Here is a 16225-nt window from a genome sequence, read left to right on the forward strand (position 1 = left end):
ATGACCAGCATCCCGTCCGCGATCGCCGAGGCCGCGAGGAGGACGCCTGACACCATTGCCCTGGTCGACGGCGGGGCGTCCCTGACCTACCGGCAGCTCGCGTCCCGAGCGGACCGCGTCCGCGCCGCACTCACCGCTCGGGGGATCGGTCAGGGGCACACCGTCGTCGTCGACCACCCGCGCGGTGCGGTGGCGATCGTCCTCGCCCTCGGCGCGATGATGGCCGGTGCCGCGTACACGGCGCTGGCGCTCGACGGCTCGGAGCACGTCCGCCGTCGGCTGGATGCGCTCCGGCCAGATGCGGTCCTCGATGCCGAACCGGACGACCGGCAGGACGTCGTCGCGGCCGGACCGGAGCCGACGGAGGGGGACCTGGCCTACATCGTGTTCACCTCGGGCACGACCGGCGAGCCGAAGCCGGTGGGCGTACCACACCGCGCGGTCCTACGCCTTCTGGGCGATCCGCGTCTCGGCCTCGTGGGCGGGCGACGGATCGCCCACACCGCGCCGCTGGAGTTCGACGCCTCCGTCTACGAGGTCTGGGGAGGGCTCGCTGCGGGCATGACCGTCGTCGTCGTCCCCGCGGCCTCCGTCGCCGACCCGACGGTGCTCGCGACGTACCTCCGGCAGGTCGACGTCGCCTGGCTCACCGCGTCGGTGTTCGCCCTGGTGGCTCAGCACCGACCCGACGCGTTCGACGGACTCGAACGAGTCGTCGCCGGCGGGGAGCAGCTCGACCTGACGAGCGTGAACACCGCAGTCCGGCGCACGGTCGTCGTCAACGGGTACGGGCCGACCGAGAACGGGGTCTTCACGCTCCTGCACGAGATGCGGTCCCCGGTCGAGGAGGTCGCGATCGGCACCCCAGTCCACGGCACCCGCGTCGCATCGGACCCGTCGACCACGGTCGACGGGACCGCCGAGTTGGTTGCGTTCGGCGACGGACTTGCGATTGGATACCTGAGGGGGCCCGATGGGGGATTCACCGATGTCGGTGGAGAACGGGCCTACAGGACGGGGGACCGAGTGCGCGTGCACGGCGACGGCGTCCACGTGTTCGTGGGCCGCGACGACCGCCAGGTGAAGGTCTCCGGACACCGGATCGAACTGGGTGCGGTGGAGGCTGCGTACGTCGCGGCGGGGGCCGAGGCCGCTCGGGTGGTCGTCCTGGCGGACGGCCGGCTGGGGCTCGTCCACGTCGGCGAGGCCGAGATCGCCCGGGTACGCACGGCACTCCCGAGTTGGTCGTTGCCGTCCTCGTCGGTGCGAGTCGACCGGATACCGCTCCTGCCGAACGGCAAGACCGACGTCAAGGCCGTCACCGCCCTGGCGGCCGGCGCGACGTCGGGTGTGGACACCACGCCCGCGTCGCCGAGCTGGCGGGGAGAGGTCGCGAGTGCGGTGGAGGCCACGACCGGACGTCGACTCGCCGACGACGCCGACGACCTCTTCGCCCACGGCATCGACTCCATCGCCCTCTGGCGGGTCCTGATGACCATCAACGACCGGCACGGCACGGAACTCACCCTGCTGGACGTCTTCGCCTCGCCCTCTGTCTCGACCATCGAACAACTGCTCATCGACGCGACTGCTTCAGCGGTCCCGTCCGGAACACTGGGGACCACGTGACCACCACCTTCGCGGAGACCTTCCGCATCGAGGCCAGTTCGGAAGCCATCGCACGCGTCCTCGCGGACCGATCGACGGTGCTCGCACGGCTGCACGCCGCCGGTCGTGACGAACCGACGATCGAGTCGATCGGTCAGCAGGACGACCGACTCCGCCTGACGACGACCTACCGCGTTTCAACGGCGGCCATGCCCTCCTGGATGGCATCCCGCTTCACCGATGGCGGTCCGCGCAACCGCAGGACCGAACGGTGGACCCTCGCCGAGCAGCCCACGGCCGAGGTGTCCGTCGAGTCCCTCGACGGTGGTGTCCGGTTCGAGGGGACCTACGCCCTCGAACCGGACGGCCAGCACACGAAGTGGGTCGTCCACGGCACCGTGCGGCACCCTGTCCCGGTGATCGGCAGGCGGGTCGAGCGCTTCACCGCCGACAGCCTGGCTGCCGGCTACGCGCAGGAGGCCGTCGCGCTCGCTTCGGCGGTGCACGCATGACCGTCGAGGCGGCGGTGCCGCTCCCGAACACGGAGGCACCGCGACCGACCGAGCAAGCGGCGCTCGTCGTCCGTGGGGTCGAGTTCGGGTACGACGTGAAGCGCCGAGTCCTCGACGATGTCTCGTTCTCCATCGAACGCGGCGCGATCTACGGGCTCCTCGGACCCAACGGTGCCGGGAAGTCGACCCTCATGAAGTGCCTCCTCGGACTCGTGCGACCGCAGCGTGGCAGCGTCGAGTGGTTCGGCGAACGGCTGACCACGTCGGTGCGGCGGAGGATCGGGTACGTCCCACAGGACCTCGCCCTGATGTACGACCTCAGCGCCGTCGACAACGTGCGGTTCTTCGGCCGGCTGTACGGGCTCCGCGGTGCGCGGCTGCAGGAACGGGTGCGCGTGGCCCTCGAGTTCGTCGGGCTCTGGGACGAGCGCGCGAAGAACCCGAGCAAGTACTCGGGCGGCATGAAGCGACGCCTCAACATCGCCTGCGGGATCGTGCACGCTCCCGATGTGGTCATCATGGACGAGCCGACGGTCGGTGTGGACCCGCAATCGCGGAACGCGATCCTGGAGTCCATCGAGCAGATGCAAGCTGGCGGCACCACCGTGGTCTACATCTCCCATTACATGGAGGAGGTGGCCCGCCTGTGTACTCGCATCGGCGTGATGGACGGCGGGGGGTTCCTGTGCGAGGGAACGCTCGATGAGCTGCTCGACCAGTACGCGCCGGAGGCGGTCGTCACCATCACCGCTACGGACGGCGAGCAGGACATCGCCGCATCGGTCGACCTCGACGGGTTCACCGTGGTGGCGCAGGGCCCGGACTCCATCAGTGTGTCGATCCCGAACGGACGACTGGACGCGTTGGGTCGTCTCGCCGAGGCTGCATCCGGCACGGTCGGCTTCAGCTACCTGGCACCGAGTCTCGAGCAGGTCTTCTTCCGGCTCACGCAGAAGAACCTGCGGGACTGACCGATGATCCCCCTCGTCCTCTACGGACTGAAGCGGAAGATCCGCCAACCGGTGCTCATCGTCAACCTGACGCTCCTCCCGCTGCTCCTCATCCTCATCCTGGGGTCCGCGCTGGCCGGCACGTTCTCGAGCGATTCGTCGACCTCGACCACCGGAGTCTCCGTCGACCTCGGTGTGGTCGACCTGGCGTCCGGTGCGGATGCGGAGCAGTTCTCGGCCTTCGTCGACGACGCCTCGGTGTTCGACGTCCACCGCTACTCCTCGGAGGCCGCGGTCGACCGCGCCGTCCGCGACGGTGACGTGGAGGTCGCCCTGGTGGTCCCCGCGTCGTTCGGCGAACGCCGCGCCGCTGGTCGGAGCGCCACGGTGTCGCTCCGAGCCGTCGACTCCAACGTCGACTCCCTCCGCGCTACGCAGGTCGCGGTCCAGGCGTACAGCGAGGCGGTGGCGACGACCACGTCCATCGCTGAGTCCGGTCGCACCCCGACGTCGGCCTGGAAGCTCGTCGACCACGTGCCCGCCGCCGCCGGCCCGAGCGACCCGTCGACCGGGGTCAGCGGCATGACCTACTACGGCATCACGATGCTCGTGCTCGTGTTGATCTACGGCCTCGCCAACACCATGAACTTCGTGAAGGAGGAGTACGCCGAGGCGCTCGGGGACCGCTACCTGATCGCGCCCCGGAGCCGCTTCACGATCGTGTCGGCGCAGGTGGTCACCGGGATCATCATCTCGATGGCACAGGCGGCCGTCGTCGTCATCGCCGCGCACGCCGTCTTCGGCGCGGACTACGGCACGCGGACCGGGGCGTTCGCCGCCGTGGTCTTCCTGCTCGCGGTGTTCTCGAACGCGATCGGGCTGCTGCTCGGGCTCATCGCGCGGGCATGGTCGCTGCTCGATCCGGTGGTCACGATCGCGATCCCGGCGATGACCTTCCTGGCAGGCGGGTTCGTCCGCCTCGACCTCGGTGGGCTGCAGAACCTCACCCTGAACGGCGTCTTCCAGCGCGCGATGTTCCAGCTCGCATCCGGGAAGACGCTCGACACCACCCCGCTCCTCGTGATGTCCGTCCTCGCGGCGCTCGCGCTGCTCGTGTCGGCCGTCATGATCGCACGACCGGAGAAGCGATGATGGCCGTCTTCCTCTTCTACGCGTACCGGGTCCTCAAGCGCCCCATGACGCTGATCATCTCCCTGCTGCTGCCCGTCGCCCTGGCCGGCGGTGTCTTCGCGCAGTACCAGGCAGCGACCTCGGTGTCCGTGACGGTCGCGGTTCCCGACACGACCCTCCGGGCCTTCGTCCTCGACCGTCTGCACGGTGAGGACGTCGCGACCGACGTCGTCTCATCCGACAAGGTGGGCAGCGCCACCGGGGTCGTCCTCGAGATCAAGTCCTCCGCGGAGGAGGTCCTCGACGATCCCGACGGCGTCGACGCCACGGTCTCCGGCGCATCGACGGGCGCTGCGGCGGCACTCCTCGCCGTGCGTCTCAACGCCCTCGTCTCCACGATCCAGTACTCGGCTGGCCAGAGCACGTCGCTGTCCGAGTTCAAGTCGACGCTCCGCTCCGTCGAGGAGGCGAAGGACCCCGTCACCGTCACCCGGACGGTGATCGGCAACGAGGACAGCACGATCCTGGTCTCGACGTTCAACATGATCGTCTTCGTCATGCTGCTCCTGACGATGACGAACATCCTCATGTTCATGCGCGACAAGGCGAACTCGACGACGCAGCGGATCCTCGTGTCCGCGCGGAGCACGCTGAGCTACCACGTCCAGATCGTGGGGGTGTACGCCGCGATCGGCGCGGCCCAACTCGCCGTCATGGTCCTGGCGATGCAGTACCTCTTCCGGGTCGACATCGGTCTCCAGCCCGCCAGGCTCGTCGTGCTCTTCGTCGCCTACGCCCTGCTCAACGTGTTCGGCATCTGCCTCGGCATGCTCATCGTGAGCGCGACGACCAAGGTGTCCGTCGGCAGAATCGCGGTCACGGCGATCGTCCTGCCTCTGTGCATGCTCGGCGGCGCTCTCTGGCCCTCGTCGATCATGCCGGAGTGGATGCGCACCATCGCGTGGGTGCTCCCGACGCGCTGGGTGACAGCGCTCAACGAACACCTCTTCAGCGGGTTCGCCGTGACGCAGTGGGACGTCTGGCGTCCGGTCCTGCTGCTCGTCGCCGCGTGTGCGCTGCTCTTCGCCCTGCTCCGCCGCGTGCCGGCGGACCGGGTCTGACCCATCCCCGAAGTCCGAACCCACCGAAGGAAGACCACTCATGACCGCTCTCCGCATCCTCCGCATCGTCGGTTGGATCTTCGTCGCCCTCGGGTTCGGATCGATGATCCTCCGGACCTGGTTCAACGCCGACACGCCCTTCACCACGTGGATGGGCGGTGCTCAGCCGTACTCCGGAGCCGCTATGGGGGTCGTCGGTGTCGTCATCGTGCTCGTCGCCGTCTCGGCACGCCGTCGGACCGTGGCGCGCGCGGAGGACTGACGCCGTGCTGTCGGCGACCGTCCTTCGCGGGCCGGTACCACGACGACCAGCAGACCGGTCGATCGCGGGCGACCACGCTCTGATGGTCCACCTCGCGTCCGAGGGCATCACGACCAGGGTGCGTCGAGGACCGCTCGGCGCGCCCGAGATCGACGGTGGGGCACGGGTCAGCGTCTCCTACACGTCTGACGCCGTCGCCACCGCCGTGTCGCACGAGGCGCCGTGCGGGATCGACATCGAGCCGGTCGACCGCAGCCTCCCCTCTGGGTTCGCGACGCCGGCAGAGGAGCACGCCTGGGCTGCGCTGGACCTGCCTCCGATCGGCATTGCGTGCGCCAAGGAGGCCATCGGGAAGGCGCTGGGGTTCGGACTGCTCGCGGCTTGGGACTCCTACCGTCTCGGCGACGTGCGACGTCTGAGGGCCGCCACGGGGCTCGTGACCCTGTCGTCCTTCCCGTTCGTGCGGGCCGTCGTCACGACCACCGGCTCCCTGTGCCTGGGTCTCGCGACCACGCGGACCTCGTCGGCGGACCCGGAACCGTCCCTCGTGGCGGCGGTCGCGGTACTGCGGGTGGCCGACGGCGCCTGGACGAGCGGGGAGGGCGCACGACCAGACTCACGATCACGTCGGGGGCGCCGCGGCGGTGACCGTGCCCGGGTTGCGCTGCACGGATGCTTCGCCGAGGGCGCAGGCGAAGATAGGACGAGCCCGTTTTGACGCTCTACGCGTCGTGGAACCCGCCTGGACGGGGCTTTCTTCGAAGAACCACCAGCGCTCGTTGCGGAGTTGGCAGAACTGAGAAGGCCCCCGAAGGAATCCGGGGGCCTTCTCCGTTACCACTGGCGTCGGCGTGCTCCGGCCAGGAGGCGCGGCTCGGCTCCGACACGCCGTCCGTCCCGTGCAGGCCGGAGGAGATCCCGCCCACACCCGAGAGCCGTCCGATGGAACCGATCAGGCGTCGGCGCGGCGGAAGTACGGGCGCACGGACGGCAGGAAGCACAGGACCGCGGCCGCGATCGACAGCGCGATCGTCGCGATCGCGAGGTCACCGCTCGTCAGGCTCACGACCGCCCGGAACACCGCGATGACGACGAGCACGATGCGCGCCGTGGACGAGCCGGCAGCCATGCGGAACGCCGCCCAGGTGACGAGGCCCCACACGACGAGCGCGACCAGGAAGGCCGGCAGGGCACCGAGGTCCGCCGTGGGGGTCGTGAACTGCAGGACGGTCGCGATCACGCACGCCGCGATCCAGACCAGCCAGAGGGCGAACGACACCGTGACGAGCTGGGGACGCGGTCGAGCGCGTCGCCTCGGTCGGTCCGTCGATCCCGCCATGGTGTCCCTCGTCCCCGCCGGGCCCTGATCCGGCGAGCCGAGCCTACTGAGCAGTGCGTCCCCGGGTGGCCGACCCGCTCGCGTCGAGCAGGTCCGCGCCGGGTGCTCGGGCCTGAGGCGCCCGTCATCCGCCGCAACGATCCGGCCCCGCGTGCCGGATGGCCGAGACTGGAGGCATGACCACCTCCAGTGACGTCCGTGCAGCAGCCGTCCGCCGTGTTCCGACGGCAGAACCCGCGGAAGAACGCTGGATCGCCGCGGGCACGAGTACCGAAACCCCCTCTGGGGGTGTCGTGATCAGCGCTCCCGGCGCCCATCTCGGGAACGCGACCCGGCCCGGTGAGGTCGAGCTGCGCCTCCAGGGCGGCAGTGCCGACGCGACCACCGGGCGCGACCTGCGGACCCTCGTGGACCACGTCGTCGACCGCGCCCGTTCGCGGTTCGCCGTGGCCGTGGTCGCGGACACGACGGGATGGTCGGACGGCGCTCGCCGAGTGCTGGCGGACGCGGGCTTCCGTGGAGGCGACGTGCGCGGTGCCGCACTGCGGGTCCTCGACCTGTCCCTGGCCGAGGACGGCACACCCACGCGCGTGCTCGACGCACCCGCGCTCGCGTCGTTGAACGGTGCGCACGCCCGCTTCGCGGAGCGCCGGGGTGAGGTCGCCCGCTACCTGCCTGACGTGTCCGTGTGGACCGGGGTGCCGCAGCCTGCCACGGCGTCCGACTGGGCGGACGTCCGCACCCTCCTCGGTCCCGGAGCGGGGATCGGGGTGTCGGCGGCGACGGTGCTGCCGGACGGGTGGCACCCGATCGACGGCGCCAGCGGCGTCCAGCTCACCGGGGAGGCGGTGCAGGGCGCTCCCGATGCGGAGGCCGTCGACCTGACCGCGGACGACGTGCCGGAGATGACGGCGCTCGTCGAGCGGACCAAGCCCGGCCCGTTCCTCCCGCGCACGATCGAGCTCGGACGGTACCTCGGGATCCGACGTGACGGGCGCCTCGTCGCCATGGCGGGGGAGCGACTGCACCCACCGGGCTGGACCGAGATCAGCGCCGTCTGCACCGACGAGGCGTACCGCGGGCAAGGACTCGGGCGCCGGCTCGTGCTGGCCGTTGCCCACGGCATCCGCGAGCGTGGGGAGACACCGCTCATGCACGCGGCGGCGGGCAACCCGGGAGCGATCGGGCTCTACCGGCACCTCGGGTTCCAGTTGCGCGACCGGGGTGCGCTGCGGTTCGTGCAGGTGCCCTGACCAGGTCTTTCCCGGTCCGGGCGACACGTGTGAGCCGACCGTGCGGGTGTCCTGTCACGCCGTGCCGATGTCGTGTCACGCCGTGCCGGTGTCGTGTCACGCGGTGAGGTCGCGCTCGTCGAGCCCCACCGCGCGAGCGACACCCGCACGGACCAGGTCCTCGCGCGTCCGTCGGTCGAGGTACTGCACCAGGGCGTACCCGTTCGTCGCGTCGACCAGGGCGAAGAGCAGTCGGGCGACGGCGTCGGGGTCCTCGGTGCGGAGCACGCCGGCGGCGACACCGTCGGTGACGACACTCGTCGCCAGTCCTTGCCAGTCGTCCATGACCTCGCGCGCTGCGGCGGCCAACGCGTCGTTCGTCCGACCGATGCTCCACGCGTCGGCCCAGAGCGCCGCGACGTCGTCCCGCGCCGGGTCGCTGATGCAGTCGAGGAGCGTGCGCAACGGCGCCAGCGGATCCGCGGTCGAGGCTGAGCCGACGATCCGGCGCACCTCGGCGACCTCGGCAGCGGCGATCGAGCGGAACGTCGCGCCGACCAGGTCCTCCATGCTCGGGTGGTAGTGCGCCACGAGCGACGGGGCGACGCCGACGGACGCGGCGATCCCGCGGAGGGTCACCGCCGAGAGGCCCTCGGCGCGGGCGAGGTCGATCGCGGCACGGCCGATCTGCGCGCTCCGCTCGGCGGGGCTGAGACGTCGGCGGGGCGGTGGCGTCGGCACGCACCCACCCTAGGCGCGGGCGTCGGGCTCGGGTGGTCGCGTCGGTCGCGCCTGTCGTACCTGTCGCGCCGGTCGCGCCTGTCGTCCTCGTGACTGGAGGCGTGCACCGGCCCCGCCGCACCGCCTCCGGCCCGACGCGGGTCACCGCCCCTGGTCGGTGACGACGAAGGCCGCCCACAGGTCGGCCCGGGTCGCGAAGACGGACAGGTCCCGCTCGAGCAGTCGCCCCGCGTGCTCCACCCGTGCACGGGCGGTGTGCCGGTGGATGCCGAGCGACTGCGCGGTCCGGTCGTACTCGCAGTTCTCCTCGAGCCAGGCCCGCACGGTCCGCGTCAGCTCGGTGCCCGCCGCGGCGTCGTGCTCGACGAGGGGTGCGAGGAACGCCCGCGCCACCGCGCCGGCGTCGACGTCCACGTGCGCCAGGTGCGCCAGGACGCCCTCCCGCGCGAGGTCGCCGAACTCGGTGATGCCGGGACGGCCCTCCCGTCGACGGTCGAGTGCCTGCACGGCCTCGGTCCTGGCCCGCCCGAACGATCGGTAGGCGGCACCGTCCGACAGTCCGGCCCGCAGGTCGAACCGGGCGACGAGGTCCTCGACGAGCCCGACGTGGTCGGCGGTCACGCAGAGGAACAGCGCGTCGTCGACCGCGAAGAACAACTGCCCCGGTCGGTCCTGCACCCACAGTTCGAGCAGGTCGACCACGGTGTCGAGGTCGTGGTCGGAGACGTCGACCGCGGCGATCCGCACCGGTTCGACCGGGAGCGGACCCCAGACCTCGCGGGAGGTCCGGTCGACGACCTCGGGGTCGCCCACCGACAGCATCGTGAGCAGCCCGGTGCGGAGGAGCCCGCGGGCACGCGCCAGCTCGGTGTTCTGCTGCAGTGCGAGACCGGCCAGCGCGATGACCGACGTCACGACCTCCCGTCCCGCCTGGTCGAGCGCGCTCTCGTTCGCGATGGCCAGCACGCCGCTCAGGTGTCCGCCACTGCCGAGCGTCTGCAGGGTGAAGCCGGTGTGCTGGGTCGCGACGGGCAGGCTCGCACGCTGCCCGGCGCGGAGGAGGCGGAGCGCCTGGCCCTGCACGAGCGCCAGGTCGTCCGCGGTGACGCCGTCGACGGGGTGGCTCCGGTCGAGCCGGCCGGAGACGTCGATCAGTCCGACCCACCCGTCGAGCTGGTGCGAGAGTTCCGCGATGGTCGCGCCGAGCCCGTCCGGGCGCATCGCGGCGAGGGAGATGGCCCGCTGTGCGGACAGGGCCCAGGCGTTCCGGGCGTTCGCGTCGCGTGCCACCGCGTCGGCGTTCGCCTGGGCGACGGCGATGAACGACGTCTCGTACGGCACCTCGACCAGGGGGAGTCCGTGTCGTTCGCACGCGGCGACGAGCGCCTCCGGGGTGCCCGCCCGGACGACCTCGGTGCCGAAGCCCAGCGTGACCAGCCCGCGGTCCCGGAGTCGGGCGACGTACGCGTCCACCATCTCGGCCGAGACGTCGGCGTCGGTCCCGAACTGCGTGCCCGTGGTGAGGAGGCCCTGGCCCGCCGCCAGGAAGGGGGTCGGGTCGGCGAGGTCCGAGCTGTGCAACCAGGACAGCGGCGCGTCGAGCAGGTCCGATTCGGTCCCGGTCCGGAGGTGGAGACGCAGGTCGGCCCGGTGCAGGAGGGTACGCAGCGTCGCGGGCATGCGAGCACCTTATCCGCGAAGGCGATCGGCGGTCGATCCGGTGTACGCGGTGGACAGTGGGGACACACGGCTCCGGCTCCTACCATCGCCGCATGTCCTCCACCGAAGCACCCTCGGTCAGTGCACCTCACGGCGGCCCCACGCTGCCGCAGGAACGACGGGTCGTCACGGCCATCCCCGGACCCCGGTCCCAGGAGCTGCTCGCCCGGAAGTCCGCCGCCGTCGCCGCCGGTGTCGGAGTCGCCGTGCCGATCGCCGTCGTCGCCGCCGGTGGTGGCGTCGTCGTGGACGCGGACGGCAACTCGCTCATCGACCTCGGATCCGGGATCGCCGTCACGAGCGTCGGGAACGCGCACCCGGCCGTCGTCGCCGCGGTGACCCAGCAGGTGCAGGCGTTCACGCACACGTGCTTCACCATCACCGCCTACGACGGCTACATCGCGGTCGCCGAGGCCCTGAACCGCCTGACGCCCGGCGACCACGAGAAGCGCACCGCGCTGTTCAACTCCGGTGCCGAGGCTGTCGAGAACGCCGTCAAGATCGCCCGCAAGCACACCGGACGACAGGCGGTCGTGGTGTTCGACCACGCGTACCACGGTCGGACGAACCTGACGATGGCGCTCACGGCGAAGAACCAGCCGTACAAGAACGGCTTCGGCCCGTTCGCTCCCGAGGTCTACCGGGTCCCGATGTCGTACCCGTTCCGTGACGGCGGCCTGTCCGGTCCCGAGGCGGCCGCGCGTGCCATCCTGCAGATCGAGAAGCAGGTGGGGGCCGAGAACACCGCGGCGATCCTCATCGAGCCGATCCAGGGCGAGGGCGGCTTCGTGGTCCCCGCTCCCGGGTTCCTCCGGGCGCTGTCCGAGTGGGCCACCGCGAACGGCGTCGTGTTCATCGCCGACGAGGTCCAGACCGGCTTCGCCCGCACCGGCGCGATGTTCGCCAGCGAGCACGAGGGCATCGTCCCCGACATCGTGACGACCGCGAAGGGCATGGCCGGTGGCCTGCCGCTCTCGGCCGTCACGGGACGCGCGGACGTGATGGACTCGGCGCACGTCGGCGGACTCGGCGGGACCTACGGCGGCAACCCGATCGCGTGTGCCGCCGCCCTCGCCGCGATCGACGCGTTCGAGCACGACGGGCTCGTCGAACGGGCTGCCGAGATCGGCACGATCGTGCTCGACGCGCTCCACGAGGCCCAGGCCCGTGACCCGCGCATCGGTGACGTCCGGGGACGCGGCGCGATGATCGCCATGGAGCTCGTCGACCCCACCACGGGTGAGCCGGACGCCGCGCTCACCGGCAGGGTCGTCCGGTACGCCACCGAGCACGGCGTGATCGCCCTGACGGCCGGCACGTACGGCAACGTCCTACGCTTCCTGCCGCCGCTCGCCATCGACGACGACCTGCTCCGCGAGGGCCTGTCGATCGTGCTCGACGGACTCGCGGCCCATGCGCCCGACGCGCCACCAGCCGAACCGGTCTCCACGCAGTCCGCCACCACCGCGGCGGTGGCGTCGTGATGGCCCCGCAGCCGGCAGCGACCGGCCCCGCCGTCGAGCAGGCCGTGCTCGACCGGGTCCCGCAGGGCCTGTACATCGACGGGTCGTGGGGCCCGTCTGCCGACGGCGGGACCTTCGCCGTCGTCGATCCCTCCACTGGCGAGACGCTCAAGCGCATCGCCGATGCCACCCCGGAGGACGGCCTGCGTGCGCTCGCCGCCGCTGACGCCGCCCGCCACAGCTGGGCCGCCACCCCGCCGCGCGTGCGCGCCGAGATGCTGCGTCGCGCGTTCGACCTGCTGCAGGAGCGTCGCGAGGACTTCGCGCTCCTGATGACCCTGGAGATGGGCAAGCCCCTCGCCGAGGCCCGGGGCGAGGTCACGTACGGGGGTGAGTTCCTCCGCTGGTTCTCCGAGGAGGCGGTCCGCATCGGCGGCTCGTACGGCACGAACCCCGAGGGCACCGGCCGGACCATCGTCAGCCACAAGCCCGTCGGTCCCGCGTTCCTGATCACCCCGTGGAACTTCCCGCTGGCGATGGCGACCCGGAAGATCGCCCCGGCGCTCGCCGCCGGCTGCACCGTCGTCGTGAAGCCCGCCGAACTCACTCCGCTGACCACCCTGCTGTTCGTCGACCTGCTCGCCGAGGCGGGTGTGCCGGCCGGCGTCGTGAACGTGATCCCCACCACGACGGCGGGCGCGGTGTCCGAGCCCGTGATCACCGACCCGCGCCTGCGCAAGCTCAGCTTCACCGGCTCGACCCCGGTCGGCCGGACCCTGCTCGCCCAGGCGGCACAGAACGTGCTGCGGACCAGCATGGAACTCGGCGGCAACGCCCCGTTCCTGGTGTTCGCCGACGCCGATCTCGACCTGGCGGTGGAGGGGGCGCTCGCCGCCAAGTTCCGGAACACCGGGCAGGCCTGCACCGCCGCCAACCGGTTCCTGGTGCACGAGGACGTCGCGGAGGACTTCGCCGCCCGCGTGACCGCCCGCGTCGAGGCGATGCGCGTCGGCCGTGGCACTGAGGACGGAGTCGCGATCGGACCGCTCATCGACGACCGCGCGGTCGCGAAGGCACACCGCCTGGTCACCGACGCCGTCGAGCGAGGCGCCGTGGTCCGCACCGGCGGGCACCCGGGCGAGGGCACCGGCACGTTCTACGCGCCGACCGTGCTGACCGACGTGCAGCCCGGCAGCGACATCCTGCGGGACGAGATCTTCGGGCCCGTCCTGGCCATCCGCACCTTCCGCACCGAGGACGAGGCCGTCGCGGCCGCGAACGACACCGAGTACGGTCTGGTCGGCTACGCGTTCACCGAGGACCCGGCGCGCGGGCAGCGTCTGATGGAGCGGCTCGAGACGGGCATGCTCGGACTGAACACCGGGATCGTCTCGAACGCCTCGGCGCCCTTCGGCGGCGTCAAGCAGTCCGGCCTCGGCCGTGAGGGCGGCGGCGAGGGCATCGGCGAGTACCTCGAGACCATGTACACACTGACGCCCGACCCGTTCGGGCGATGAAGGGAGCACGACGATGACCGAACGCGACGTCGTCATCATCGGCGCCGGGGTCACCGGGCTGACCGCGGCGAACCGACTGCGGGCCGCGGGCCTGACGGTCGCCGTGCTCGAAGCCCGGGACCGCGTCGGCGGCCGCACGTGGACGAACGACATCGAGGGTGTCACGCTGGAGATCGGCGGCCAGTGGGTGTCCCCGGACCAGACCGCGCTGCTCGAGACCCTGGACGAGCTCGGCCTCGAGACCTACGACCGCTACCGCGAGGGGTCCAGCGTCTACATCGACGCCGACGGCACGCGCACCGAGTACACCGGCGACATCTTCCCGCTGCCCGAGGCCAGCGCGGCGGAGATCGAGCGACTGGTCGAGGTCGTCGACGGGTACGTGTCGCAGGTCGACCCGGACCGTCCGTGGGCGGCTCCGGACGCGGCGGCGCTCGACGCGATCTCGTTCCGTGCGTGGCTGCACGGCCTCAGCACCGACCGGGTCGCGACCGACAACGTCGAGCTGTTCATCGCCGGCGCGATGCTCACCAAGCCCGCGCACACGTTCTCGGCCCTGCAGGCGCTGCTCATGGCGGCGTCCGCCGGCAGCTTCGCGAACCTGGTCGACGCCGACTTCATCCTGGACAAGCGCGTGGTCGGTGGGATGCAGCAGGTGTCCGAGCGGCTCGCCGAGCGCCTGGGCGACGACGTGCACCTGAACGCGCCGGTCCGCACCCTGCGGTGGTCCGACCAGGGCGTGGTGGCGCTCGCCGACGGCGGGATCGAGGTGCACGCGAAGCAGGCGCTCGTCGCCGTGCCGCCGCCCCTGTACTCGCGGATCTCGTACGAGCCGCCGCTGCCCCGCCGGCAGCACCAGCTGCACCAGCACCTGTCGATGGGCTTCGTGATCAAGGTGCACGCGGTCTACGACCGGCCGTTCTGGCGCGATGCGGGACTGTCGGGAACCGCGTTCAGCCCGTACGAGCTGGTGCACGAGGCGTACGACAACACGACGCACGGCGAGACGCAGGGGACCCTCGTCGGGTTCATCTCCGACGAGCACGCCGACGGTGTGTTCGCGCTCTCGGCCCAGGAGCGCAAGGCGAAGGTCCTGGACTCGCTCGCGCACTACTACGGCGACGAGGCACGGCGCCCGGTCGTCTACTACGAGAGCGACTGGGGGACCGAGGAGTGGACCCGCGGCGCCTACGCGGCGAGCTTCGACCTGGGTGGCCTCGCCCGCTACGGTGCCGATCAGCGTGCCTCGGTCGGCCCGATCCGCTTCGGGTCGAGTGACCTTGCCGGACACGGGTACCAGCACGTCGACGGCGCGGTCCGGATGGGCCGGCTCGTCGCCGACGAGATCCTGGCCGCGGTTCCGCAGGCAGCGTCGGTGCGGTAACCGACCGGACCAGTCGCAGACGGGAGGCGCGGTGCCAGCTGGCCCCGTGCCTCCCGTCCGTCGTTCAGTCGCCCTCGCGGATCGGCTCGCCCGTGTTCGGGTCCCACGCGACGACACGCGGTTCCGGTGGCCGTCGGACCCGAGGTGGCGCCTTCGGGAAGAAGGGCCGGGCGGCCGGGACGTAGGTGAGGACCGCGACCGCACCGGGGAGCAGTCCCAGGACGGTGTTGAGCCCGTACGGCGGCGCGAAGGCCCCCAGGAAGGACAGGGCCCCGAGGACCGCGACCCAGAACCGGGCGCGGGCGGAGCCGAGGAACACGCGCCAGCCCAGCCAGCCGAAGAACACCCAGATGCCGATGACGACCACGGCGGGGATGATCGACACCGCCCCGTCCCGCTCGGTGGTCACGACGGCCCGTACCGCCGTCGACAGGACGCCCGCGGCGCTCGACAGCCACCACAGCGCCACGGCCACGGTAACGACGGTCGGACGGGGGCCTCGCGCCGCAGGGTCGCTCATGTTGCGATCCTAGGGGCGCCCAAGCGACGCGAGGTGCTCAGCCCTCGGGTGCTGCTTCGCGTTCAGCGGCGCTCGCGCCGTCGAGGAGACCCGGCCGCGGGTGCGCACCGTCGTCGAGCGCGCGGGCCAGCTCGGTGATGAGTGCCACCGCCCGCTTCTTGTCCCGGTTGCTCATCTTCGCGACCACGGTCTGCAGGAGCACCTGGGTGTCGCCGATGATGTCGGTGAGGAGGGCCTTCGTCTCGTCGGTCAGCGTCAGCAGGCGGAACCGGGGTCGCTCCGGGTCCGTTGTGCGGACCAGGTGTCCGGCGCGGATGAGGCGGTTCACGACGGCGGTGACGGCGGGCGCACTGACGCCGAGGACCGCGGCGAGGTCCTTGGAGTAGACGGTCCGACCGGCGGCGTCCGCGCGGGCGAGGTACTGCACCGCGGCGAGGTCCGTGGCGTTCAGGTGCAGCCGATCACGGAGTCGGGACCGGATGCCGGCGTCCGCCATCTCCAAGCGCATGAGCGCGGCGACGACGTCGAACTCCGGTTCCGTCATGGGTTCCGGCACGGCCTGCTCGACGTCGTCGGGGGTGCTGGTGTCCATGATCGATCGTGTCCGGCTGCCGTGGGGCGATGGCGCGACACGGAGGCGGCTGCGGCCTCCGGTGCCGACTCGCGCGATGCGAGGTGTCTCCACCGTACCTCGTGCCCGGATCGGGCCAGCCAGCGAGCCCCGCC

At 71.5% G+C, this 16225-nt stretch carries 16 protein-coding genes; 11 read left to right on the forward strand and 5 right to left on the reverse strand.

The genetic code is table 11. From position 1 onward, the window contains the following. The 7 genes from J7E22_RS06525 to J7E22_RS06555 all read left to right on the forward strand — a co-directional run bounded on the left by J7E22_RS06525 (position 1) and on the right by J7E22_RS06555 (position 6302). Positions 1 to 1629 carry a non-ribosomal peptide synthetase gene (locus J7E22_RS06525; RefSeq protein WP_214980006.1) on the forward strand — a complete coding sequence of 543 codons (1629 nt, stop codon included), beginning with the start codon at positions 1 to 3 and terminating at the stop codon, positions 1627 to 1629. Continuing rightward, positions 1626 to 2120: a DUF2505 domain-containing protein gene (locus tag J7E22_RS06530; protein ID WP_214980008.1), complete on the forward strand. Its 495-nt coding sequence runs from the start codon at positions 1626 to 1628 to the stop codon at positions 2118 to 2120. The genes J7E22_RS06525 and J7E22_RS06530 overlap by 4 nt, the downstream gene beginning before the upstream one ends. Next, positions 2117 to 3091: an ABC transporter ATP-binding protein gene (locus tag J7E22_RS06535; protein ID WP_214980010.1), complete on the forward strand. Its 975-nt coding sequence runs from the start codon at positions 2117 to 2119 to the stop codon at positions 3089 to 3091. Before J7E22_RS06530 ends, J7E22_RS06535 begins: the two co-directional genes overlap by 4 nt. 3 nt (positions 3092 to 3094) lie before the next feature. Beyond that, positions 3095 to 4222 (forward strand): ABC transporter permease, encoded by a 1128-nt coding sequence (locus J7E22_RS06540; protein ID WP_214980012.1) that lies wholly within the window; start codon positions 3095 to 3097, stop codon positions 4220 to 4222. Further along, positions 4222 to 5322, forward strand: coding sequence for an ABC transporter permease (locus tag J7E22_RS06545; RefSeq protein WP_214980014.1), 1101 nt, complete (start codon positions 4222 to 4224; stop codon positions 5320 to 5322). The genes J7E22_RS06540 and J7E22_RS06545 overlap by 1 nt, the downstream gene beginning before the upstream one ends. Before the next feature lie 40 nt (positions 5323 to 5362). After that, entirely contained in the window at positions 5363 to 5584 is a 222-nt protein-coding gene (locus J7E22_RS06550) for a hypothetical protein (protein ID WP_214980016.1), read from the forward strand. An 82-nt stretch (positions 5585 to 5666) separates the two neighbouring features. Further along, positions 5667 to 6302, forward strand: a complete 636-nt coding sequence (locus tag J7E22_RS06555) for a 4'-phosphopantetheinyl transferase superfamily protein (protein WP_214980018.1) — start codon at positions 5667 to 5669, stop codon at positions 6300 to 6302. Between the two features lie 234 nt (positions 6303 to 6536). On the opposite strand, the gene J7E22_RS06560 is transcribed toward J7E22_RS06555, so the two are convergent. Continuing rightward, positions 6537 to 6923: a hypothetical protein gene (locus J7E22_RS06560; protein WP_214980020.1), complete on the reverse strand. Its 387-nt coding sequence runs from the start codon at positions 6921 to 6923 to the stop codon at positions 6537 to 6539. Positions 6924 to 7099: 176 nt separating this feature from the next. On the opposite strand from J7E22_RS06560, the gene J7E22_RS06565 reads away from it, so the two are divergent. Further along, the gene (locus J7E22_RS06565) at positions 7100 to 8176 is read left to right on the forward strand and encodes a GNAT family N-acetyltransferase (RefSeq protein WP_214980023.1); all 1077 of its coding nucleotides are present in this window, start codon (positions 7100 to 7102) and stop codon (positions 8174 to 8176) included. Positions 8177 to 8272: 96 nt separating this feature from the next. On the opposite strand, the gene J7E22_RS06570 is transcribed toward J7E22_RS06565, so the two are convergent. Together J7E22_RS06570 and J7E22_RS06575 are read right to left on the reverse strand one after the other, a co-directional pair. Beyond that, a complete protein-coding gene (locus tag J7E22_RS06570; protein WP_214980025.1) occupies positions 8273 to 8896 on the reverse strand; it encodes a TetR/AcrR family transcriptional regulator in 624 nt (207 codons plus the stop codon). 141 nt (positions 8897 to 9037) lie between these two features. After that, a complete protein-coding gene (locus tag J7E22_RS06575; RefSeq protein ID WP_214980027.1) occupies positions 9038 to 10576 on the reverse strand; it encodes a PucR family transcriptional regulator in 1539 nt (512 codons plus the stop codon). 92 nt (positions 10577 to 10668) lie between these two features. Between J7E22_RS06575 and gabT the strand changes: the two genes are divergently transcribed. Genes gabT through J7E22_RS06590 form a run of 3 tightly spaced genes read left to right on the forward strand, consistent with a single transcriptional unit; the run spans position 10669 to position 14979 of the window. Then, entirely contained in the window at positions 10669 to 12099 is a 1431-nt protein-coding gene (gabT, locus tag J7E22_RS06580) for a 4-aminobutyrate--2-oxoglutarate transaminase (protein ID WP_214980028.1), read from the forward strand. Further along, complete coding sequence (locus J7E22_RS06585; protein ID WP_214980030.1) at positions 12099 to 13595, forward strand: NAD-dependent succinate-semialdehyde dehydrogenase; 1497 nt, start codon at positions 12099 to 12101, stop codon at positions 13593 to 13595. Before gabT ends, J7E22_RS06585 begins: the two co-directional genes overlap by 1 nt. Before the next feature lie 13 nt (positions 13596 to 13608). Further along, positions 13609 to 14979, forward strand: a complete 1371-nt coding sequence (locus J7E22_RS06590) for an NAD(P)/FAD-dependent oxidoreductase (protein ID WP_214980032.1) — start codon at positions 13609 to 13611, stop codon at positions 14977 to 14979. A gap of 64 nt (positions 14980 to 15043) precedes the next feature. On the opposite strand, the gene J7E22_RS06595 is transcribed toward J7E22_RS06590, so the two are convergent. Together J7E22_RS06595 and J7E22_RS06600 are read right to left on the reverse strand one after the other, a co-directional pair. Next, entirely contained in the window at positions 15044 to 15499 is a 456-nt protein-coding gene (locus tag J7E22_RS06595; RefSeq protein WP_214980034.1) for a hypothetical protein, read from the reverse strand. Between the two features lie 37 nt (positions 15500 to 15536). Beyond that, on the reverse strand, positions 15537 to 16091 hold the full coding sequence (locus tag J7E22_RS06600) for a MarR family winged helix-turn-helix transcriptional regulator (protein WP_214980036.1): 555 nt from the start codon (positions 16089 to 16091) through the stop codon (positions 15537 to 15539). Between the last annotated feature and the right edge of the window lie 134 nt (positions 16092 to 16225).

Source organism: Curtobacterium sp. ISL-83 (assembly GCF_018613895.1).
In the GTDB taxonomy this organism is placed as follows: domain Bacteria; phylum Actinomycetota; class Actinomycetes; order Actinomycetales; family Microbacteriaceae; genus Curtobacterium.

What these genes read in the sequence shown, in the direction of transcription:
- J7E22_RS06525 (WP_214980006.1), top strand. Translation starts at nt 1, where the DNA reads ATGACCAGCATCCCGTCCGCGATCGCCGAGGCCGCGAGGAGGACGCCT.
- J7E22_RS06535 (WP_214980010.1), top strand. Translation starts at nt 2,117, where the DNA reads ATGACCGTCGAGGCGGCGGTGCCGCTCCCGAACACGGAGGCACCGCGA.
- J7E22_RS06540 (WP_214980012.1), top strand. Translation starts at nt 3,095, where the DNA reads ATGATCCCCCTCGTCCTCTACGGACTGAAGCGGAAGATCCGCCAACCG.
- J7E22_RS06545 (WP_214980014.1), top strand. Translation starts at nt 4,222, where the DNA reads ATGGCCGTCTTCCTCTTCTACGCGTACCGGGTCCTCAAGCGCCCCATG.
- J7E22_RS06550 (WP_214980016.1), top strand. Translation starts at nt 5,363, where the DNA reads ATGACCGCTCTCCGCATCCTCCGCATCGTCGGTTGGATCTTCGTCGCC.
- J7E22_RS06555 (WP_214980018.1), top strand. Translation starts at nt 5,667, where the DNA reads ATGGTCCACCTCGCGTCCGAGGGCATCACGACCAGGGTGCGTCGAGGA.
- J7E22_RS06560 (WP_214980020.1), bottom strand. Translation starts at nt 6,923, where the DNA reads ATGGCGGGATCGACGGACCGACCGAGGCGACGCGCTCGACCGCGTCCC.
- J7E22_RS06565 (WP_214980023.1), top strand. Translation starts at nt 7,100, where the DNA reads ATGACCACCTCCAGTGACGTCCGTGCAGCAGCCGTCCGCCGTGTTCCG.
- J7E22_RS06575 (WP_214980027.1), bottom strand. Translation starts at nt 10,576, where the DNA reads ATGCCCGCGACGCTGCGTACCCTCCTGCACCGGGCCGACCTGCGTCTC.
- gabT (WP_214980028.1), top strand. Translation starts at nt 10,669, where the DNA reads ATGTCCTCCACCGAAGCACCCTCGGTCAGTGCACCTCACGGCGGCCCC.
- J7E22_RS06585 (WP_214980030.1), top strand. Translation starts at nt 12,099, where the DNA reads ATGGCCCCGCAGCCGGCAGCGACCGGCCCCGCCGTCGAGCAGGCCGTG.
- J7E22_RS06590 (WP_214980032.1), top strand. Translation starts at nt 13,609, where the DNA reads ATGACCGAACGCGACGTCGTCATCATCGGCGCCGGGGTCACCGGGCTG.
- J7E22_RS06595 (WP_214980034.1), bottom strand. Translation starts at nt 15,499, where the DNA reads ATGAGCGACCCTGCGGCGCGAGGCCCCCGTCCGACCGTCGTTACCGTG.
- J7E22_RS06600 (WP_214980036.1), bottom strand. Translation starts at nt 16,091, where the DNA reads ATGGACACCAGCACCCCCGACGACGTCGAGCAGGCCGTGCCGGAACCC.